The organism is Paeniglutamicibacter sulfureus (assembly GCF_039535115.1).
GTDB classification, from domain to species: Bacteria; Actinomycetota; Actinomycetes; order Actinomycetales; family Micrococcaceae; genus Paeniglutamicibacter; species Paeniglutamicibacter sulfureus.
The window spans coordinates 3,404,470-3,425,685 of sequence record NZ_BAAAWO010000001.1 but is presented as its reverse complement, the minus strand read 5'-3'; the positions used below and the strand labels follow the sequence as shown (position 1 = coordinate 3,425,685).

The window sequence follows — 21,216 nt, the reverse complement described above, 5'->3', positions numbered from 1 at the left end:
GCCGTGGGCAGGGACACGACATGGCAGCCCCTCTGGGCGCAGCTTCCCGACGGCGGCCGGTTCCTCGTCACGGCCGAGGCCGCACAGCTGATCAGTGCGTTCGGCGGTGCGCTGCATTGCTACGAGCACACCGGCGGCTGTCGCACGCGGGCACTGCATTTCTCACTGAACCGGCCGAAACGGGCGCTGGACTGCGCGCTGGTCCCGGTGGACGAGGCCGCAAGTGCCGACGACGGCGATCTGCAGCTGAGCATCGGCGCCTCGCTGGCGTCCATGCTTGATGGCGCGACCCTTGACTTCGGCCGCCACTCCGGCCGCGAGCGATTCCTGTGGCGTCGGCTCCCGGCGCTGCGGACGCCGTCCTGCACGTGCCTGAGGTCCGTCGGGGCGCCGGCGGGCAAGCGTTCACCGTGCCTGGACGACTCCGGCGTGACGTTCCGGGACCTGTAGGGACCGGGGCTCCCTGGTTGTCCCGGGCCCCGAGCGCGTCCTTGATCAGTTCCACCGTCGGCAGCCCGACGAAGCCTGCAGGGGTCCGGTAGATTCGGCAGGCCCGCGGGGCCCGGGTTCCCGAACTGGCGGTCCCTGCGGTTACCGTGGAACCATGAGCGTCCTTCGCACCGCGCGTGCCGCCTCGAGGCTTCAGGCCTCCGATCCCGCCTGGGCGATGCTCCGAGCCCGCAATGCGGACGTCGCTGTCGCAATTCTCAGCCGCCACCTGGCCGGCGATGAGCGCCGGCTGCCCGCACCGGTGCTCTTCGAGAAAGTCGACTCCGACCTTGAGGAACTTCGCGGCGAAGGCTTCGAGCTGCCCCAGGCCGCGCAGGCCTATTGCACGGAATGGCGCAACCAGCAGATCCTCGTCCGCCGTTCCGCCGACGACTCCCGCGAGGAGACCTTCGAACTTTCCCCTGGTGCGCTCACCGCCATCCGCTTCGTCACACAGCTCGCCGAACCCCGCCAGGCTGTCACCGAGTCGCGACTCGCCACGATCCAGGAACGACTTCGGTCGCTCGCCCGGGACACCGACCCGGACGTGGCCAATCGGCTGGGCGCGCTGCACTTCGAGCGGGATCGGATCGATGCGCAGATCGCCCGCTTGGTTGCCGGGGAGATCGATGTGCTCCCCGCCGACCGAGCACTGGAACGCATCCGCGACATCCTCGGGCTTGTCGAGGAGGTGCCCGCCGACTTCGCCCGGGTGCGCGGCGAGTTCGAGCAACTCAACCGCAAGTTGCGCGAGCGACTAGTCGAGGCAGAAGGGCCGCGGTCTTCCGTGCTGGAGGACATCTTCCGTGGGGTGGACCTGCTCGCCGAATCCGACGCCGGTCGCAGTTTCGCCGGGTTCTATTCGCTGCTGCTTGATCCCGAACGCGGACTCGAGTTCGAGGAATCCCTCACCGCGGTGATGGACCGCGGCTTCGTCAAGGACCTCGCCCCCGCGCAGGTCCGCACGCTGCGCCGGCTGCTGCCCAACCTGCAGGACCGCGGTGCCGAGATCCACACGGTGCTGACCACTTTTAGCCGCAGCCTGCGCCGCTTCGTCCAAAGCCACGACCTGCAGCGCGAGCGGCTTATCAGCCGCCAGCTGCGCGCCGGCTTACGTGAGGCCCTCAACGCCTCGGAGACCGTCAAACCGTATGCGAAGACGGACCTCACCCTGGACTTGACCAGCGTCCCGCTCTCCAGCGTGTCCGCGCTGAAACTCCACAACCCCGGCGATTTTGAGTCGGGAACCGAGGTTGTCTCCCACGAATCCGAACTCGTTGACGTCGGCGAACTGCTGGCGCTGGCCCGCGCCTCGGATATCGACATGGCGGAGCTGGAGGCGAACATCAACCTGACCATCGAGGCTCAGGGAGCAGCAACCATCGCCGAGGTCCTTGCCAATCACCCCGCGTCCCAGGGCGTGGCCAGCGTCGTCGGGCTGCTGGTGCTCGCCCAGGAACACGGCACCGCCGTCGGTGGGCGCGAGACCGTTCAATGGGACGGGCGCCGCGGCACCCTGGACCGCCACCTGTTCACCGGAAGGATTCCCGCATGAGCAACCCCGTCCCCGTCCCTCCGGACGCCGCGTTCCCCGAACACGGAGCAGGGACTGAAACCCGGGCCAGCCTGTGGGAGGGCGACGGCGGCACCCTGCGTGAACCCTCCCGCCGCGCCCTGGTCCAGCTGCTGCGTGGCCCCTATCTCTCCGCGACGAGGCACTCGAACCTGTGGTCGGCCCTGCTCGCCGACGAGGACGAGATCCGTTCCCGGCTGGCGGACATGTTCCTGGAGCTCATCGCTGACCACGAATCCCAGGTGGCGTTCGTGCGCAACGTCCAGGCCGACGTGGACGCTCCGCGCGTGATGCGCACCGCCACACTGACCTTCCTGGACACGGCCTTGCTGTTGCACCTGCGGCAACAGCTGCTGCACGACTCCCACGGGTCCCGGACGATCGTGGGGGCGGACGAGGTCGCGGACCAGCTGCAGGTCTACCGGGGCAGCGACAACGCGGACCCGGCCGGGTTCACCAAGCGCATCAACGCATCGTGGACCAAGATGGTCAAGTTCGGCTTGCTGGCACCGACCAGCACCGAGGGACGATTCGAGGTCTCCCCCGTGATGCGGTTGGTGTTCGGGCCCGAGGAAATTGCCGCGGTCCGTGCCGAGTACCGCCGACTCGCTGGCTCTCCCGCGTTGCCGGAACCCCCGCTGCCGAACGAGGCAACGGAAGATGACGGGGAGGAACCTTCATGAACGCGATCCACCCGGGCCAATGGCGTCTGGAAAGCATCGAACTGCTGAACTGGGGCACGTTCCAGGGGCACTGGTCGGTACCCGTCGCCCGGCGTGGCTTCCTGGTCACCGGCCCCTCGGGTTCGGGCAAATCCTCGCTTCTGGACGCGGTTTCCGCGGTCCTCACCCCGCGTGGCAAGTTGCGCTTCAATGCGGCGGCGAACGACGGCGGAGCGCGCGGCGATGACCGTAGCCTCGTCAGCTACATCCGCGGCGCGTGGCGGCGCAGTGCCGACGAGGAAACGGGCGAGGTCGCCAGCGAGTACCTGCGCCCGGGCGCCACTCACAGTGGGATTCTGCTGCGCTACGCCGACGGCACCGGCGGCCGCCCCGTGATCCTGGCCAAGCTCTACCACTTGCGCCGGGGCAGCAACACGCCCTCGGACGTGCAGGAGCTCTCGCTGATCCTGCAGCAGGACGCCGTCCTTCCGGATTTTGTCCCGCACCTGGGCAGCGGGATCGACGTGCGCAAGATCAAGGCCGACTGGCCGGACGCGATGGCCATCACCGACAAGCACTCGAGCTTCTCCGCCCGCTTCAGCCGGCTGCTCGGGATCTCCGGGGAAAACGCGATCCTGTTGCTGCATAAGACGCAGGCTGCCAAGTCGTTGGGCAACCTGGATGAGCTCTTCCGCACCTTCATGTTGGACGAGCCGCGCACCTTCGCGATGGCGGAAAATGCGGTGGCCCAGTTCGGCGAGCTCTCCCAGGCGCACTCCGCCGTTGTCCAGGCCCGGCTCCAGCGAGACCACCTGGCGGCGATGGCCATTCCTGCCCGCACCTACGACACCAGCGCGGCTGCGGCCGCGGAGGCCGGAAACCTGCACGCTGCGGTTCCTGCCTTCAAGGACGCTTGGAAGCTGCGGCTAGCGGAGGAGGCCAGCGCCTCCGCCGGGGAGCAGCTCCTCGCAGCCGAAAATTCGGCGGCCCAGGCCACCGACCACGTACGGGACCTCTACCAGACGCTCTCCGTCGCCCGGCAGCGCGTCTCCGAAAACGGCGGAGCAGCACTCGGCACGCAGCGCGAGCGGATCGACTTGGCCGAGCGGGAACTCGCCGCCGTCACCCGGCAAGCTCGACGCCTCGCCGGCCGGCTCGAGGAAGCCTCGGTGCCCATGCCCGGGTCTTTTGCCGAACTGGAGGAACTGCGCGCAACCGCCGCCAGCGAGCATGCGGAGTGGGAAGCCGCGGAACCGGAAGCCAAGACCCGGCTGCTGGAGCTGCACGACGCCCGGGCAGCCGCCCGTCTGGAACGCGATTCCCTCGAAAAGGACATCACCGCGCTGCGTACCCGGCGTTCCAACCTTGATCGCCGGCTGCTTGAGGCACGGACCGCCGTGGCCGAGGCGGCCGGGCTGCCGGAAATGGCGCTGCCGTTCGCCGGGGAGTTGCTGGAGGTAGATGCGCAGTACTCGGACTGGACCGGTGCCATCGAACGTGTGCTGCGGCCGCTGGCCACCGTGATGCTTGTGCCCCGGGCCCATTTGTCGGCCGTTCGCAAGGCCGTGGACTCCCTGCACCTGGGAACCCGGCTAGTGTTCGAGGATGTCCCCGCCAGCCCCGAACCGCCGCGGAAAACCGACCCGGCCACCTCACTCGTACACCGGGTGAAGGTGGCCGAAGGACCGATGTCCGGCTGGCTGCATCTGGAACTGTCCAGGCGCTACGACTATGCGTGCGTGGAATCACCGGGTGACCTCGCCGTGCATGACCAGGCCGTGACCCGCGCCGGACAGGTCCGCCGGTCCCGGACCAAGTACGAGAAGGACGACCGACACCGTGTCGATGACCGCCGCAACTGGTATCTGGGATTTAGCACCGCTTCGAAGCTGGAGCACCTGATCGGCAGCCTCGCCGAGGCCCGTGGCCGGTTGGAGGCGGCCGAACGCGCCGTCGACACTTTCAGCGGGCGGCGCGAAACCGTCCGACAGCGGCTGGCCGCACTTCAGGAGCTTGTGGGCCTGACCTGGCCGGAAGTGGACACGGCTGCAGCCGAAGCCGCCCTGGCCGAACAACGCGGCCGGCTCGAGTCGTTGCTCGCCGCCAGCGACGATCTGCGTGCTGCGCAGGATGCGCAAAGCGAGGCCGAGGCCCGGCACGAAGCCGCCCGGTGCCTGGAGACCGAGCGCCGCAGCGCCGTCGCGGAAGCCGCTGCCCTGGTCAATTCCCTGGAGGGCACCATCGCCGAGCTGCGCGAACGCGCCGCCAGCGAGCCGGTCGCTGAACAGGAGCGCATCCGGTTGGAGGAGCTGTTCACCTCCAGCGCCCAGAAACGCCGAATCACCCACACCATCATCGACGATGTCGCGCTGGCCGTCAGTGGCGCGCTCTCGCAGCAGGAACGCAGCCATACGGACACTGCGCAGCGCGCGGCCCGGGACTTCGGGGCTGCCGCGCACGACTTCTGCACCGCCTGGACGGCCACTGCTGCTGACCTGGGAACCGACATCGAGGACCGTTCTGGTTACCTGGAACTTCTCGACCGGCTCGTCGCCGACGGACTTCCGCAATTCGAGATCCGGTTCTTTGGGCTGCTCGAGAGCCAGTCCCAGCAAAACGTCGCCCAGCTGGCCGCGGAAATCCGCCGTGCACCCGGTGAAGTGCGGGAACGGGTCGACCCGGTGAACCGATCGCTGGCCCGTTCGGCGTTCGACGAGGGCAGGTTCCTGCGCATCTCGGTCAAGGAAAACCGCGGCGAACTGGGGCGCCAATTCCTGACCGATCTGCAGGACATCGCCACCGGCTCCTGGATGGCCGAGGACCGGGAGGAAGCCGAACGTCGCTTCGAGACCATGCGCCGGCTCATGGGCCGACTGGCCTCATCCGAAGCGGCCGATGCGTCTTGGCGCCGGCATTGCCTGGACACCAGGCTCCATGTGAGGTTTACGGCCCTGGAGGTGGACGGTCGAGGGACCGTGGTGAATATCCATGACTCCAGTGCCGGGCTTTCGGGCGGCCAGCAGCAGAAGCTTGTCACGTTCTGTCTCGCCGCTGCGCTGCGCTACCAACTAACCCGGGACGACGAACTGCTGCCTCGCTACGGAACGGTGATGATGGACGAAGCCTTCGACAAGGCCGACGCCCGATTTACCCGCATGGCCATGGACGTGTTCCACGAGTTCGGGTTCCACATGGTGCTGGCCACGCCATTGAAGCTCTTGCAGACCTTGTCCGAGTACATCGGCGGGACCGCGGTCATCAAATGCATGGACTTCCGCGACTCGCGGATCGCCACCCTGGACTACGACGACGCGACGACCACGGAGGACAACGCCACCACCGGCAAAAGGACCGTTGCTGGCAATGCCCTGCCCGACGGCCTCGTCGCGGGCAGCGAAGCAGGGACGCTCTGGTGAGTCCGGGCCCCGTCACACCGGACGCCGCACGCGCGGCGGCCCGGACCAAATACGACCGTCACGCCGGCACGTGGGCGGCAGCCCTTTCCCTCGACACGCCACTGCTGTCGATACCGCTGCACTCTCCGACCGAGCGGGCAGCCCTGGCCGACCAGGGAGCCGCCATCGGCTGGGTGCGCTCATGGTCCGCATTCGCCGTGGCCCCGTACGCGGTGGCCTGGGGCGAACGGCGGTGGGCCAACCTCGGCACCCAGCGTGTCCCTGAACGCCTCGTGCTCGATTCCCCCTCCCTCGTGGCCCACGTGGCCGGCCGTGCCGCCCATTGGACGCGGCTCACCGAACGCTTTGCCCGGCTGCTCGCCGCCGTGCCTGGTGACACTTCTGCGTTGTCTGCCGCGTTGCCCCGCGTGGCCAAGGACGTGGTGGCACTGGACGAGCCCGACTTCACACGCCTTCTCGGGGTGCTGGACTGGCTGGCCGGGCACCCGGCATCGGGCATGTTCATCCGGCAGCTGCCGATCAGGGGCGTGGATTCCAAGTGGGTCGGCTCCCACCGCACCCTGGTGCAGCGCCTCCACCTGGCTGCGAGCGGCCACCCCGACCTCGGTCTGGCGGCCAAGCCGGACCTGGTCCGTATGCGGTTCCTCGACCCGGCGCTCGCCCCGGGCGGGCTGAGCGATGTCTCTGCTCCCCTTGCCGAGCTTGCCGCCCTCGACATCTCCCCCGGCACGGTCTTCGTCCTGGAGAACCTTGAAACCGTGCTGGCCATGCCGCCGTTCCCAGGTGCCGTCGTCGTCCACGGATCGGGATACGCAGTGGAACGACTCGGCCGGATGCCTTGGGCGCGAACGGCCCAAGTAATCTACTGGGGCGATCTGGACAGCCACGGATTCGCGATCCTGAACCGGCTGCGCTCCCATGGCGTCACAGCCCGCAGCGTCCTGATGGACATCCAAACCCTTGACGCCTATGCGGACCTGTGTGTAATGGAACCCGTCCCGTCCACCGCCCGGCTGGTCTACCTCACCGCCGCCGAGCTCGAAACGCTCCAGGTCCTCGCCGAACGGGGCAACACCCGGCTGGAACAGGAAAGGATTCCGTGGGAGCGCGCCGTGGCAACACTCTCGCGTGCTGCCGGATCCGCCGAACGAACGGTGGCAGGGCCTGGGAACACGCCCGAAACTCAGCTGTTGGAGTAAAGGACCCGTAGCGCTTCGTGCAGTCCGTGTCGGCGCTCGAGCGGATCCGACCCCGCGGTGCGCAGCGGCTCGGCTTCCTCCAGCGCGTCCCAAAAACCCTCGGTGGGCATGGAGGGCGGAGGCACGATGAACCAGCAATGGGCCAGCGGGTCGGGCGGGCAGTTGAGACCGGCTTCGTTCAGGAAAACGGAGATCGGGTTGCCGGCGGAACCCGCAGTCGGATCAAGCCGGTCTTCGCGCGGCAGGCGGTAGATGACGTGCGGCACGCCGAGCTCCAGTATTCCTGCGACGGCGAGGAAGCCAAAGCCGCTGCGGGGCACCTCCACCGCACCGGGCGGCGGGTCGGCCACGGGGACGGAGTCCCAGTCGATGGTTGGCATCTTTCCTCCTTGTTCGGCGAACGGGGAAATGGCGCCCGCGAAGCCAGACTAGTCGACGCCGGTGGGCCTCGGTAGGGGGCGTCGAGGCGACCATGGCCATTCGTTCGAGGGTGAACGGCCAGAGGGCCAAGGATGGCTCAGATCCGTCCGGCCACGACCCCGGCGAGCTCGAGCCAGGCACGCTCGCGGTTCTCCCGCAGCAGCTTCGCCTGCTCCGGCGAGGTCTCCAGGAGGACGCGGGCCAGGCGACTGCGCCTCAGGGCGGCGTGGGCAGCTGCCCGTGTTGTTCGCTTTCGGGCCACGTGGCGCGCCTTGTCGGGGTTGACGATGGCTGGATGGTCGGTGAATATCTCGGTTGAAATGCTCATGCATCAAGCCTGCAACCAGGGAGGCCGCACAGCCACCATTCGGCTATTTCCGAATCCTTACGCCGACCCCGTTGCCGGCCTAGACTGTCTTGCATGCGGATCAGCTTGACCTCGGAGGACCTGACCCGGGTGCGATTCACCGTCTCGCCCCTGTGGGAAACGGTCACCAGCGTCCGCGCCCTCCAGTTGGGCACCCGGATGCACCGCCCGTGGATCACCGATGCCACCACGCGCATACTCGCCTCCGGTGACCCGCGGAAACAGGACCACTTGCGGCTGCTGACCACCTTGATCCGCCCCACCGGGTATATCGCCGATTCACTGACCCCCACTCCCCTCCGGCAGGACACCTTCGAGGCGGGGCTCGCCGCGGTCGGCGCCGTCCCGCCGGAATTGTGGGTTCGCGACCTCGACTACCTGTTCTCCACAGGGCTGGAGGGGAGCCGGGTGAGGGAGGTGCAGGCAATCCTCGAGGACCCGGAATCCGGGATACCGCGCGTGGTTTCTGCCCTGCGCTGGTACTGGCAAACCGCGGTCGAACCGTTTTGGCCGCGGCTGCGGGCCATGCTTCTGGCCGACCTGGACTACCGGCTGGCCTTGCTGGCCGAACACGGCATCCACCAGGTCTTCAACACCCTGCACCCCAACGTCCGGCTGACCGGGGACGGCATTGAGGTCACCGCCCATTGCGACGGTTCGCACCATGCGGCCCCGGGCAACGGGCTGATCCTTGTTCCCAGCGCCTTCGTCTGGCCACGCACCCTGGTCCTGGACGTGGACCCGTTTGTCCCCACGCTGACCTATGCCCCGCGCGGCGTCGGCCGGCTGTGGGAAAACACCCGGGAGGTCAAGGACTCCCCGGTGGCCCAGCTGCTCGGGCACACCCGGGCGCAGATCCTGGCCCAGCTCGACTTGCCCATGACCACCACGCAATTGGCCTGCGCCCTGGAGCTGGCGGCGGGAACCGTCAACGGGCATCTGAAGGTGATGGCGGCCTCGGGCCTGACCGACACCATCCGCGCGGGCCGCGAGGTCTGCTACCGGCGTGCCGATCTGGGCGAGGACCTGCTGGCCCGCGCTTAACCCCGCGGCAGCGCGCGTTATTGTCCCCGATCTTGGGTAGGGTCGGGGCATGATTGATTTCAACAATGCCTCCGTGTTCAAGCTCAGCCCGTGCAACCCGGATGACGTGGCGGGGGAAGTCACGCCCCTCTTTGTTCAGGGCGAGGAGCTGCTCGCCGCGTTCAAGGGCGCGCGCGACTACGTGGTCTTCACCAACAAGCGGCTCATCGCGGTGAACATCCAGGGCCTGACGGGCAAGAAGCGCGATTACACGTCATTGCCGTATTCCAAGATCCAGGCATTCTCCGTGGAGACCGCAGGCACCTTCGACCTCGATGCCGAGCTGGACCTGTGGTTCAGCTCCCTGGGCAAGGTCCGCCTTGAATTCAAGGGCAAGGTCGATGTGCGTGCGCTCTCGCAACTCATCGGATCCTACGTCCTGTAGCGCCGCACGTCCCGACCAAACGCGGCCGGTCATGCATCCTCAGAGGGATTGGCGCCGGATGAGCCGCGTGCCGGTCTTGACCAGCATCAGGACCAGCAGCAGGATTCCCACGTAGCCGTTGATGACATAGACGATGTTGACCATCTGGGAGAATGGCAGGACCAGGCCAATGACGGTCCCGGCGACGGCCAACGCGATGGTCAGGTACTTGAATCGGGGCGTCTTGTCGGCGAAGAAACGCGAGGAGACGGTCCACAGCAGCGGCACCGCCGTCGTGTAGATGCCCGCAAGGATCATCACGGAGATCCCGGCGGCAAGCACCGGGCTCACATCGCTGGCCAGCACGAGCATCGGGATCTCGGTCCCGCCGACCTTGGCGATGTTGGCGAGGAGTCCGAGCCCGACGACGATGCAAGCCACCGAGAAGGCGATCGATCCCGCCAGCGCGCCGGAGGAAGCCTCCTTGCGGCTGCGGGCGGTCTTGCCAAGCGCCGTCAGGAAGGCGGCGAGCCACAGCATGCAGAAGCCGACGTAGGACAGGCCCGCCATGAACCAGTTCGTGGAGGCCTGCGTCAGCTCCATCCCGGCCAGCAGTGCATTGCCCTCGGCGATCCCGCCCGGGTTCCGGAGGATCCCCAACAGCCCCAGTGCGATCGCAACCACGACGATCAGCGGGCCGATCTTGCCGATGACGTCGACCAGCGACTTGAGCCCAAACCAGACGCTGATGCCGACGACCACCGCCAGTCCGATGCCGCCGGCGTAGCGCGAGAGCCCATAGTGCTCCTCGAAGACGGCCCCCGCTCCGGCGACCATCACCGTGAAGCTCAGGAAGACGAACAGGATGGAGAAGAAGTCAAAGAATGTCCCCAGGTGCTTGCCGCAGTAGTAGTGGAAGATCATCGAGGGCCGCTCGAATTTCTTCGCCTGGCCGACCACGAAGAATTCGACGGCAACATATGTCATGAGCACCAGGACCAACAGCCCGGTGCCGAAGACCCCCCAGTAACCGTAGGACGTGAAGTACTGCAGGATCTCCTGGCCGGTGGCGAAACCGGAACCAATGAGGAACGCGATGATTGCACCGGCGTAGCTGAGAACGCGCAGGACGCTCACCTTCTCGACAGTGTCCAAGTGCGCCCTGGTGAATGCCTTCTGTGCCATACCTTGCACTTCTCCCGAAAGTAACCGACGCCGGTGCACGCACGTCAACTCCTGATATATCAATACTCCACGAACGATATGTTTGATATGTGATCCAGTCAACAACTTTTTGAAAGATGACGCGGGTCACAGGGTCGCGGCGGAGCCTTCCCGGCAACGGGGAGCACCGCGGAGCACGAGAATCCTCGGATTCTCAGGTAGGCGGCCCCCGCGAACCGCCCGCTGGCCAAGTAGGCGACCGCGGCTGGCTCCGGGCGCACGCCCGGCGCGAGCGCGGCTTCCTCGATCCCGGCCACACGCATGCTGTTTTGGCAGGCGCAGACCTCGATGCCCACTTCGGCCGCCAGCGGGGCAACATCCGAGTTCAGGTGCGGGACGGCGGACAGCTGGGCGACGCAGGGACCCCGGACGACGACCTCGATGGCCGTGTCCGGCAATTTGGTGCGCGCCTTGCATGCAATCCGGGCGGCGGCTAGGTCTTGGAATAACCTTGTCCCGGGTCCGGCGAAGTGCAGCAACAGTCTTTGGATCGCGGGCGGACATCTTCGTGTTTGGTGGCGGATGCCCCAGCCTGTCGACTGCCGGCCCGCCGGCGCCGCGCTACCAGGCGTCGCGCGGGCTCAGCCGGGCCGCCGCCATCGAGGCACCCAGGATGATGGTGCGCATGAAGCGCTCCGCGGCCTCGATGAGCAGGCGTTCCCCGTCCTCCACCGCTTCCTCCAGGGTCATCGGGATCGGGACAATCGAGGCGATGGCATCGATCCCGATGTCGTGCACGTCGCGGCAGCCCTTGCCCAGCGTCCCGGCCAGCGCCACCACGGGCACCCCGTGCAGGGACGCGCGGCGCGCGACCTCCGCGGGAACCTTGCCCCGGGGAGTCTGGAAGTCGATGGCGCCTTCGGCGGTGATGACCAGGTCGGCCCCGCGCAGCAGCCCGTCCAGGTCGATCCCGGCCAGACCGGAGTCCAGGATCGCCTCGAAGCGCGGCATCAGCACCGCCCCGACGGCGGCCAAGCCGGCACCGAGCCCGCCGGAGGCGCCGGTTCCCGGCGCGTTCGCGAAATCGGTGGCCCGGGCAGAGTCCAGGGAATCGCGGCGCAACACCGCGGCCCAGTGTTCGAACCCGGCAGACATGGCCTCGACCTGTTCCGGGGTGGCGCCCTTTTGCGGGCCGAAGACGCGGGCCACGCCGCGCGGACCGGTGAGCACGTTGTGCTGGTTCAGGGCAAGGGTGATTTCCACGGTGCCCGCGGCGATGGCCGGGTGCAGAGAGGCCATGTCGATCCTGTCGACGCGCGCCAGGTGGTTGCCGCCGGCCGGGACCTCGCGCCCGGCGGCGTCCAGGATCCGCGCGCCGAGTGCCGCCAGCGCGCCCATGCCGCCATCGGAGGTCCCGGAATCGCCGCACCCGACGAGCACCTTCTGCGCACCGGCGTCGATGGCAGCGACGATGAGCTCGCCGACCCCGTGGCTCGTGGTGGTTCCGGGATCCCGCTGGTCCCGCGGAACCAGTCGAAGCCCTGCCGCGGCGGCCATTTCGACCACTGCGGTGCCGGTGGCCTCGCCGCCGAGCATGGCGTAGTGGGAGTCGACCGGGTCACCGACGGGGCCGGTGACCCGGGCAGGGACCAGCCGGCCGCCGGTGGCGCAGGCGAGCGTCTCGGCGGTGCCTTCCCCTCCGTCCGCAATCGGAACGGCCTTGACCACCGCGCCGGGCAGGGCGCGGCGGACACCGGCGCCGATGGCCTGGGCGACGGCTGCGGCATCGAGGGATTCCTTGAATCCGGAGGGGGCAACCAGGATGCGGCGGGGCAGGGCGTTGGACATGATGATGGTTCCTTAACTGTTGGGGAAGGTATTCGGGGGGTGGATGTGTGGCTAGAGGAAGAGCGGCATGCCCATCGCGGGCCAGATCCAGAGCGCGAAGACCAGCACCAGGGCGACCATGACCGGGGCCAGCACTGCGCTGAGCCGCAGCAGGTCCGCAGGCTTGTAGGTCTCCACGCCCTCGATGTCGGAGAAGAGGTTGACGGGTTTCGCGCTGCTGGTCAGCGTGTGGCAGAAGCCGGCCGCGGCGGTGGATGCGAAGGCGATCGCCACGGCGTTCACGCCAAGGCCGGGGGCCAGTGAGACGACCAGCGGGATCAGCACCGCCGAGCGAGCCGAGCGCGACTGGATGACCAGGTGCGCGGCTGCGGACATGACGACCACCAGCACGGTGAACACCCACGGGGCCGCGGCTCCCAGCCCGTCGACCGGGCCCAGCACACTGAGCGCCAGCCATTGCGCGGCACCGGTCCCGACCAGGGCGGTGCCCAGGGTCAGGGTGGCGGCCATGAAGATGAGCATCGACCACGGCACCGCTTTCAGTGCCTTGGTCAGGCCGACGGAGCCGAAGCCCGGGCTGGCCACGAGCAGGGAGCCGAGCAGTGCGACGATGGCGGGGTGCAGGTGGTGCAGCGGTTCGGTGCACCAGAGCACCACCACCGCGCAGATCAGCAGGGCTGCCCTTGACTGGCCGACGGTCAGCGGCCCGGTCAGCGGCACCGGGGAGTGTTCCTGCAGCTGCTCGATGCCAACCGCCAGCGGCAGTCGCCGGTCCCCGGGCCGGGTGAAGAGCCACAGCACCAACTCGGCGCACAGGTGCGAGGAGACGAAGGCCAGCGGCAGGCCGTAGAGCAACCACCCGGCGAAGGAGAAGCCCTCGTATCCGGAGGCGGTGAGGATCTGGCTGGTGATCAGGTGAGCCCCGGCACCCAGGTAGGAGGCCACAGCGGAGAGCAGGATGACCGAAGGGAAGACCAGCGACAGCGCCAGCACCACCCGACGGCGCTCCTGCAGGGCCCGGGCCAGCGCAATGAACACCGGGATGGCCAGGGCCGCCCGGCCGGAGGTTGAAGGCACCGCGAACGCGGTGGCGACCAACACCCCGGTGGTCAGGTGCACCAGTTGGCGGGGGCTGCGGGCACCTGCGACGATGTAGGCCGCTGCCCGGGTGGCCAGGCCCGTGGCGGTGATCCCGGCCGCGATCACGAACGCCGCCAGCAGCAGCCAGATGGTGTCCTCCCCCAGCGAGGAGAAAAGCTGGTCTTCGGGCAGGACTCCCATCAACACCAGCACCAGTGCGGCGCCGAGGGCCACGTAGGTGTCACCGACCGGCGAGAAGATCCACAGCCAGATGGCGACGGCGAAGACCGCGAGCGTCAGCGCGCCCTGGGCCGACAGCGCCGTCGGGGTCCCGGCAGCCTGGCCGAAGGTGCTTGTGGCACACCAGATCAGGAACGCCGCGAGCAGCGCCGCGGCGAGAAGGGCCGCGATGCGCCGGCGGTTGTCGCGTGGGCGCTTGGGACGGGGTGCCGGGGAAAGTACCGCCGGCGCTGGCGTTGCATAGCGGAAATGGGCGGGGGTGCCGGTGGCGGCGTCGGTGGTGTTCACGATTCCTCCCCGAGGGTGGTGGCGAGCCTGTCTGCGAACGCGTCGTCCTGGCGGCTGGCGGGTGCCAGTGCCTCGAGCGGCACCGAGAGCCCGAAACGGGTTCCGGAACCGTCCCCGGATTCGACCCAGGCGGTGCCCTGGTGTGCCTCGGCAACCGCCTTGACCACGGCAAGGCCCAGGCCCATTCCGGGGTCGCTGCCCTCTGCGCTGCGGTAGCTTTCAAGCAGCGCCCGGGCACGCTCGGGATCCAGCGGCGGGCCCGGATTGGCCACCCAGAAGCTGGCGGAGCCGTCGGCGACAGAGGAACCGATGCGGATGGTGTCGCCCGTTTTGGTGTGGGCAACGGCGTTCTCGATGAGTTGGCGCACCGCATCGGCGATGCGGTTCCGGTCCAGCCACGCGTCGGCGTTGCCGGTCGCCTCGATGCGGAAGTACCGTTCGGGGTGGGTGCCGGGAAGGGATGCCTCGGCGGCGACATCGGCCGTCACCTCGCCAACCGAGACGCGGGCGGGCTTCACGAAGCCCGGGTTCCCGCTTTGGGCCAGCACATCGAGGTCCGCGAGCGTGCGTCCCATCCGGGCGATCAGCCTCTGGGCACCGCAGGCGATGCGGGCGCGTTCGGCACCCGGCAGGTCCTCGTCGACCAGTTCGTGCAGGGCCGCGGCGACCCGGCGTTGGGGTTCGTTGAGGTGCTCGCGGGCCTCGGCGATGAAGTGGCGCTGTGCCAGGTGGGAGGCCTCGACCCGGTCAAGCATCGCGTTGAGCGTCTCGGCCAGCTGGGCCAGGTCGTCCCTGCCCTCCACCGGGATGCGTGCCGAGAGGTCGTGGGCGGTGATGGACTCGGCGGTTTCCCGCACGGTCCGGATCGGGCGCGTGATCTGCCGGGCCACCAGCCAGGCGATCCCGGCGGTCAGCGCCAGTCCTCCCGCCGCCACGCCGAAGAGCATGACCGCCTGCCGGTTGGCTTCCTCCTGCGCGGCCCCGGTGAACTGCGCGACCACCAGATGCGCCTGCCTTTCCGGCGGCGTGCCTGCGGGTTCACCGGCGGCGACGGCCTCGGCCTTGCCCCAGCGCACCGTTCCGTGGGCGCTCTCATAGACGCCGGCGGTCTTTGGGTCGCGGAGGATCCGTTCGACCAAGGCGGCGTCGCCCACCAAAATGCTGCCGTCATCGTCGGCCACGCCCCGCGCGGCCAGCACTGTCCCGCCGGCCACGCCGACGATCTCCTCGCCGGCCAGCGGCTGCTGCCGGGCGAGATAGCGTTCCATCAGTGCGCCCATCGAGGTGAAGGGCAGTGCCGTCCTGGGGTCACGTCCCTCGGCGGCGAAGGTGCGGAACTCCTCGATCTCCTGCACGACGCCCACGTTGGCGGCCTCCGCGACCTGTCCGGACATGACGGAGCGCATCGTCACTGTCACAGCGAGCAGTGCCAGGGCGGTGGTCAGCACGATCCAGCCCACTATGCGCCAGCGCGCCGACACGGCCGAGCCCTGGCGCTCATGGGTTTCAGTCCTGGTCATGGTCGCGCTCCTGGGAAGGGGCCTGGGCCGACGGTCCCGACGGGGAGGCAAGCTCAACCACGATGGGGTGCTGGTGCGGCAACGGCGGGTTGGCGGTATTGGCCAGTATTTGGCTGGCGGTCGCCAGTCCGGCCGGAATGGCCAAGACGACGAGCAGGAGAAGTATGCGGCGAATCATGTTCCCAACACTAGAAATGCCTTGTGAGAGGAGAATGATGGGTCAGTGAGAGGCAAATGAGAGCCATGCGGGAGCTTTCGTGGGGACGACCGGCAACCCAAACGCGTCCAGGGCCACGCTAGTCGGGGCCAGCGCCATTCACAGACAACGCACAGGCCGGTGCAGGCATCGATTCGCGTGGACTCGTCGTTGAACCCAGTAGCGAACCCAGCCAAATCAACCGACGGAGACTATTGCTTTTGACGCCCGCAGCCTCGACCACGGCTACCGCCACGCTTCCGGATCCGCGGCATGACGATATCCCTTCGGTCGTGCCGTCGCGCGCCCGGACCGTCGTGTTGCTCGGCATCGATGGAGCAGGCAAGACCACCGTCGGGACAACGCTGGTGGCCGAACTCCGGGAAGCGGGCACGCCGGCCCAACTCCTGCGCAATCCGGCCGGACGCCGTTGGATGTCACGTGTGGCAGAACGATTCGGAACCGCTTTGACTCCGGTTTGGGCTAACCGGCTGGAATCTGTCGTGCGCCTTGTCAACGTTCTGCTCGCCCACGCGCGAGCATCGGGCTTCGCCGGCACCACCGTGATGGATCGGCACTTGGCGTGCCAGCTGGTCCTGCGTTCAGTCCGCGGACTGCCCCAGGGGGTGCTGTTGCCATGGCTGCTTTCCCGCCTGCCGCAGCCGGACGCGATGATCCTGATTGATGTTCCCGCCGGAATTGCCCACGCCCGCATCGTTGCGCGCGGGGAGGATAGCGAAACACTTTCCTACTTGCAGTCGGCGCGAGAGGCATACCTGGAGATTGCGTTGGCCAGAGGCTGGCACATCATCGACGGTTCCGGCACTCCGCAGCAGGTAGCCGCCACAACGCGACGGGCCGCGACAAGCAACGGTTGACCACGGCGCTCGGCACCATCTGTGCCACGGTTCCCGGACGGCTGAGCGGCACGGCCCTTTGCTCCTGACGTAGTGCGATCCTTCGGCGTGCACTTCCACAGATCGCCGATTCTTGTCGACCTTCAAATATCCCTTCCTTCTTCTACGGTTGCCGCCGATGAGGAGGCCACTTTCGCTTTTGTTGCTGGAATACATGTGTGGACGGCCACAAATTTAGATTTCGCGAAGAAGTGCAAATCTTTCCTCCGATACCCCCTAGCTGACTCTGGAAAAGTGCGGAAATGTAATTCCTACGCAGAAAGAACGCCGGAACAACCTACCGGGATCATGAAGACGATCCTGGCCCGGCACCCGGCAATCCAGCAAGGAGAAGGCAATGACCGAGCAAAATTCGACCGAGAACCGCATCGCTGCAATCGAAGAGGATTGGGCAAGCAACCCGCGATGGACCGGCACCACTCGTGATTACTCGGCAGCAGACGTCGTGAAGCTCCAGGGCTCCGTGCAGGAAGAGCACACGCTGGCCAAGCGCGGTTCGCAGAAGCTTTGGAAGCAGCTCACCGAGGAAGCCCCGTCCGGCGGATACACCAACGCACTGGGCGCCCTGACCGGCAACCAGGCAGTGCAGCAGGTCAAGGCCGGCCTTCGAGCCATCTACCTTTCCGGTTGGCAGGTCGCGGCCGATGCAAACCTTTCGGGCCAGACCTACCCGGACCAGTCGCTCTACCCGGCCAACTCGGTTCCGCAGGTCGTGCGCCGCATCAACAACGCGCTGCTTCGCGCCGACCAGATCGAGCACGCCGAGGGCATCAAGTCCGTCGAGGACTGGCTCGTCCCGATCGTGGCCGACGCCGAGGCCGGCTTCGGCGGCCCGTTGAACGCCTACGAACTGATGAAGTCGATGATTTCCTCCGGCGCCTCGGGCGTCCATTGGGAAGACCAGCTCGCTTCGGAGAAGAAGTGCGGCCACCTCGGCGGCAAGGTCCTCATCCCGACCCAGCAGCACGTTCGCACCCTGAACGCCGCCCGTCTGGCAGCCGACGTCGCCGGAACCCCGTCGGTTGTCATCGCCCGCACCGACGCCGAGGCAGCAACCCTGATCACCTCGGACGTCGATGACCGCGACAAGCCGTTCATCACCGGCGAGCGCACCGCCGAGGGCTTCTACAAGGTCACCAACGGCATCGAACCCTGCATCGCCCGGGCCAAGGCCTACGCGCCGTACTCCGACCTCATCTGGATGGAGACCGGCACCCCGGACCTGGAGCTGGCCCGCAAGTTCGCCGAGGCAGTCAAGGCCGACTTCCCGGACCAGATGCTCTCCTACAACTGCTCCCCATCCTTCAACTGGAAGAAGCACCTGGACGATGCAACCATCGCCAAGTTCCAACGCGAACTTGGCGCCATGGGCTTCACCTTCCAGTTCATCACCCTCGCCGGCTTCCACGCCCTGAACCACTCGATGTTCAACCTGGCCCACGGCTACGCCCGTGACGGCATGAGCGCCTACGTCGAACTCCAGGAAGCGGAATTCGCCTCCGAGGCACGCGGCTACACGGCCACCAAGCACCAGCGCGAGGTGGGCACCGGCTACTTCGACGACATCGCCACCGTACTGAACCCGAACGCCTCGACCCTTGCCTTGGCCGGGTCCACCGAAGCCGGACAGTTCCACTAAACACCCACCGGGCGGTTTCCCGCCCACGGCACCGGCGGGGTCGACCTGACACGGTCGGCCCCGCCGGGGCACCCGCCTCGGAGCACCAGCATCCAGGCACACCACCACCCACAAGCATTTGATTCAAGAAGGAGTCACAGCCATGAACGATCCAATCACCCTGAACGGTATTACTTTGGTCGCTGCCCCAGTCCGCCGGCAGGAAGAGATCCTCACGCCCCAAGCGCTGGACTTCTTGGCCCAGCTCCACAAGGCATTTGACGGTCGCCGTGCAGAACTCATGCAGACCCGCCAGCTGAACCGCGCCCGGATCGCCAACGGTTCGGACCCGAAGTTCCGCCCCGAGACCAAGTCGATCCGCGACGACGAGTCGTGGAAGGTCGCCCCCATCGCCCCAGGCCTGGAGGACCGCCGCGTGGAAATCACCGGCCCCACCGACCGCAAGATGGCCATCAACGCCCTGAACTCCGGCGCCAAGGTCTGGCTGGCGGACCTCGAGGATTCCTCGACCCCCACCTGGTCCAACGTCATCAACGGGCAGCTGAACCTGCGCGCGGTGCTGGACCGCACCATCGATTTCACCTCCCCCGAGGGCAAGGAATACAAGCTGGCCGGCGAGAAGCTCACCGACCTGCCCACCATCGTGGTCCGCCCCCGCGGCTGGCACCTGCCGGAGAAGAACCTCCTGGTTGCCGGCAAGCCCGTTTCCGGTGCGTTGGTCGACTTCGGACTGCATTTCTTCCACAATGCGCAGCGCCTGATCTCCCAGGGCAGGGGCCCGTACTTCTACCTGCCGAAGATCGAGAACCACCTGGAGGCACGCCTCTGGAACGACGTCTTCGTGCTGGCACAGGACCTGATTGGCATCCCGCAGGGCACCATCCGCGCCACCGTCCTCATCGAAACCATCACGGCCGCCTTTGAAATGGAAGAGATCCTCTACGAACTGCGCGAGCACGCCTCCGGGCTGAACGCTGGCCGCTGGGATTACATCTTCTCCATCATCAAGAACTTCCGTTCCCGCGGCCCGCGCTTTGTGCTCCCGGATCGCGGCATGGTGACCATGACGGCGCCGTTCATGCGCTCCTACACCGAGCAGCTGGTGCGTGCCTGCCACCGCCGCGGTGCCATGGCCATCGGCGGCATGGCTGCCTTCATCCCCAACCGCAAGGATCAGGCCATCAACGCCATGGCCTTCGAGAAGGTCCGTGCAGACAAGACCCGCGAGGCCAACGACGGCTTCGACGGTTCCTGGGTTGCCCACCCGGACCTGGTTCCGGTGGCCCGAGAGGTCTTCGACGCGGTCCTGGGCCAGAACCCCAACCAGCGTGAGCGGACCCGCGAGGACGTCACCCCGGATGACAAGGAGCTGCTGAACATCGCGGGCACCGAAGGCAAGATCACCGAGGGCGGCATCCGCAACAACATCGAGGTGGGCATCCGTTACATGGAGGCCTGGCTGCGCGGCAATGGTGCCGTTGCCATCCACAACCTCATGGAGGATGCTGCAACCGCAGAGATCTCGCGTTCGCAGATCTGGCAGTGGATCCAGCAGGCAGCCATCACCGACACCGGTGAATTGGTTTCCCGCGCCTGGGTCGAGGCCATGACCGAGGAGGAATTCGAGAAGCTCTCCCGCTTCGAAGGCGACCGTTTCGAGGATGCCCGTGAGATCTTCGAGGCCTGTGCCCTGCGAGAGGACTTCCCGACCTTCCTCACCGTCCAGGCGTACAACCGCTTCCTGCGAGAGGCAAAGTCCCTGGAAACGGCCGCCGCGTAAACAGTCTTCGGTGGCGGGGTCAGGGGGCAAGCGCAACGACGCGACCACCCCTTGGATCCCGCCACCAAGAAACAACTTCATAACCTTCGATCGTCCCCACCGGCAGAACTGCCCCAGGCGGGGACGATCGTTTTTTATTCGTACAATCCACCTTTTGGGATTCATTGGCATACACATTTCCCGAACTGACTATGGGTGCTGGGCTGATGTGCATTGGGGGATCCCAGGATCGACCAATACACGCACTCGCAAAGCAAATCAGGAGATCCAATTGGACGATCACGAAGCAGATAATTCAGTTGACGGGTCCACCCTGACTCGCGTTTGCCAAGATTGCAGCGTCCAGTCCACATCTGCTGGAAATTTCTGTCCCAATTGCGGGAAGCCCTTCGAAAAGAAGAATCCTAGATCGCAAAAAATGATGGTGCTCATAATCGCAGCGGTCGCGGTCGCACTTTTGGTTGTAGGCATCATCTATGTATTTCAACAGGCGGCTGCCAAACAGGTGGCCGAAGACGCGTTGGCTTCACAAGTAGCCGCCTCGTCATCCGCAGCTGCCAGTTCATCCGCGGCTTTTGCGGCCGCCCAAGCAGCGGCAGCTGCGGAGGCTTCCGCAGCTGCCGCGTCCGAAGACACAGAACGTGCAATCCGCCAGGTCTATGTGGCAGAACTTGAATCCAGCATCGAGAAAGACTCCAAGGCCCGTGTCAAAAAGGGCAGTCTGACTGGCCCCATCAAACGCGTCAGCTGCACGCCCACTGGCGGCGGGTCTCTTGACGACCTCACCAGCCTCACGACAACGTTCGAGTGCATTGCTGTCAATGAAACGAACAAAGACAAGACCGAAAGCGGATATGTCTTTACCGCCACCATGAACTGGGATGATGCATCCTATTCGTGGCATTTGGGCCGATAGCCCCAAATACCCTGGAGAATCCGGAAACCGCCAACGCCCCGACACCAAAAGCGGT

Annotated in this window: 19 protein-coding genes; 11 read left to right on the top strand and 8 right to left on the bottom strand. The window is 66.8% G+C overall.

Translation table 11 applies throughout. The features are described 5' to 3' along the window. Positions 1 to 3: 3 nt before the first annotated feature. From ABD687_RS15605 to ABD687_RS15585, 5 genes are all read left to right on the top strand, one after another. Complete coding sequence (locus ABD687_RS15605) at positions 4 to 450, top strand: peptidase (RefSeq protein WP_310289803.1); 447 nt, start codon at positions 4 to 6, stop codon at positions 448 to 450. Between the two features lie 154 nt (positions 451 to 604). After that, complete coding sequence (locus ABD687_RS15600) at positions 605 to 2,044, top strand: DUF3375 domain-containing protein (protein ID WP_310289805.1); 1,440 nt, start codon at positions 605 to 607, stop codon at positions 2,042 to 2,044. Beyond that, entirely contained in the window at positions 2,041 to 2,745 is a 705-nt protein-coding gene (locus ABD687_RS15595; protein WP_310289807.1) for a DUF4194 domain-containing protein, read from the top strand. The genes ABD687_RS15600 and ABD687_RS15595 overlap by 4 nt, the downstream gene beginning before the upstream one ends. Then, positions 2,742 to 6,140 (top strand): ATP-binding protein, encoded by a 3,399-nt coding sequence (locus tag ABD687_RS15590; protein WP_310289809.1) that lies wholly within the window; start codon positions 2,742 to 2,744, stop codon positions 6,138 to 6,140. Before ABD687_RS15595 ends, ABD687_RS15590 begins: the two co-directional genes overlap by 4 nt. Further along, positions 6,137 to 7,339 (top strand): Wadjet anti-phage system protein JetD domain-containing protein, encoded by a 1,203-nt coding sequence (locus ABD687_RS15585; protein WP_310289811.1) that lies wholly within the window; start codon positions 6,137 to 6,139, stop codon positions 7,337 to 7,339. The genes ABD687_RS15590 and ABD687_RS15585 overlap by 4 nt, the downstream gene beginning before the upstream one ends. On the opposite strand, the gene ABD687_RS15580 is transcribed toward ABD687_RS15585, so the two are convergent. Further along, positions 7,324 to 7,719 (bottom strand): hypothetical protein, encoded by a 396-nt coding sequence (locus ABD687_RS15580; RefSeq protein ID WP_302263132.1) that lies wholly within the window; start codon positions 7,717 to 7,719, stop codon positions 7,324 to 7,326. The two genes, ABD687_RS15585 and ABD687_RS15580, sit on opposite strands and share 16 nt — an antisense overlap. 137 nt (positions 7,720 to 7,856) lie before the next feature. Then, entirely contained in the window at positions 7,857 to 8,087 is a 231-nt protein-coding gene (locus tag ABD687_RS15575) for a hypothetical protein (protein ID WP_302263133.1), read from the bottom strand. A 93-nt stretch (positions 8,088 to 8,180) separates the two neighbouring features. Here ABD687_RS15575 and ABD687_RS15570 point away from each other — a divergent pair, with 93 nt between their 5' ends. Further along, complete coding sequence (locus ABD687_RS15570) at positions 8,181 to 9,170, top strand: ArsR/SmtB family transcription factor (RefSeq protein WP_310289813.1); 990 nt, start codon at positions 8,181 to 8,183, stop codon at positions 9,168 to 9,170. 49 nt (positions 9,171 to 9,219) lie between these two features. Next, positions 9,220 to 9,594, top strand: a complete 375-nt coding sequence (locus tag ABD687_RS15565; RefSeq protein ID WP_302263135.1) for a PH domain-containing protein — start codon at positions 9,220 to 9,222, stop codon at positions 9,592 to 9,594. A 39-nt stretch (positions 9,595 to 9,633) separates the two neighbouring features. On the opposite strand, the gene ABD687_RS15560 is transcribed toward ABD687_RS15565, so the two are convergent. The 6 genes from ABD687_RS15560 to ABD687_RS15535 all read right to left on the bottom strand — a co-directional run bounded on the left by ABD687_RS15560 (position 9,634) and on the right by ABD687_RS15535 (position 15,891). Beyond that, positions 9,634 to 10,758 carry a YkvI family membrane protein gene (locus ABD687_RS15560; RefSeq protein ID WP_310289815.1) on the bottom strand — a complete coding sequence of 375 codons (1,125 nt, stop codon included), beginning with the start codon at positions 10,756 to 10,758 and terminating at the stop codon, positions 9,634 to 9,636. A gap of 98 nt (positions 10,759 to 10,856) precedes the next feature. Next, positions 10,857 to 11,195: a hypothetical protein gene (locus tag ABD687_RS15555; protein WP_310289817.1), complete on the bottom strand. Its 339-nt coding sequence runs from the start codon at positions 11,193 to 11,195 to the stop codon at positions 10,857 to 10,859. 163 nt (positions 11,196 to 11,358) lie between these two features. Then, a complete protein-coding gene (locus tag ABD687_RS15550) occupies positions 11,359 to 12,585 on the bottom strand; it encodes a glycerate kinase family protein (RefSeq protein ID WP_310289819.1) in 1,227 nt (408 codons plus the stop codon). Between the two features lie 51 nt (positions 12,586 to 12,636). After that, positions 12,637 to 14,193 carry an SLC13 family permease gene (locus tag ABD687_RS15545; RefSeq protein WP_310289821.1) on the bottom strand — a complete coding sequence of 519 codons (1,557 nt, stop codon included), beginning with the start codon at positions 14,191 to 14,193 and terminating at the stop codon, positions 12,637 to 12,639. Further along, the gene (locus ABD687_RS15540; RefSeq protein ID WP_310289823.1) at positions 14,190 to 15,713 is read right to left on the bottom strand and encodes a sensor histidine kinase; all 1,524 of its coding nucleotides are present in this window, start codon (positions 15,711 to 15,713) and stop codon (positions 14,190 to 14,192) included. The genes ABD687_RS15545 and ABD687_RS15540 overlap by 4 nt, the downstream gene beginning before the upstream one ends. Further along, on the bottom strand, positions 15,700 to 15,891 hold the full coding sequence (locus ABD687_RS15535) for a hypothetical protein (protein ID WP_302263140.1): 192 nt from the start codon (positions 15,889 to 15,891) through the stop codon (positions 15,700 to 15,702). The genes ABD687_RS15540 and ABD687_RS15535 overlap by 14 nt, the downstream gene beginning before the upstream one ends. 233 nt (positions 15,892 to 16,124) lie before the next feature. Between ABD687_RS15535 and ABD687_RS15530 the strand changes: the two genes are divergently transcribed. From ABD687_RS15530 to ABD687_RS15515, 4 genes are all read left to right on the top strand, one after another. Then, positions 16,125 to 16,787, top strand: a complete 663-nt coding sequence (locus ABD687_RS15530; protein WP_310289825.1) for a dTMP kinase — start codon at positions 16,125 to 16,127, stop codon at positions 16,785 to 16,787. A 376-nt stretch (positions 16,788 to 17,163) separates the two neighbouring features. Further along, a complete protein-coding gene (aceA, locus tag ABD687_RS15525) occupies positions 17,164 to 18,465 on the top strand; it encodes an isocitrate lyase (protein WP_310289827.1) in 1,302 nt (433 codons plus the stop codon). 142 nt (positions 18,466 to 18,607) lie between these two features. Continuing rightward, the gene (aceB, locus tag ABD687_RS15520; protein ID WP_310289829.1) at positions 18,608 to 20,245 is read left to right on the top strand and encodes a malate synthase A; all 1,638 of its coding nucleotides are present in this window, start codon (positions 18,608 to 18,610) and stop codon (positions 20,243 to 20,245) included. Between the two features lie 271 nt (positions 20,246 to 20,516). Then, positions 20,517 to 21,161, top strand: coding sequence for a hypothetical protein (locus ABD687_RS15515; protein WP_302263144.1), 645 nt, complete (start codon positions 20,517 to 20,519; stop codon positions 21,159 to 21,161). Positions 21,162 to 21,216 lie beyond the last annotated feature (55 nt).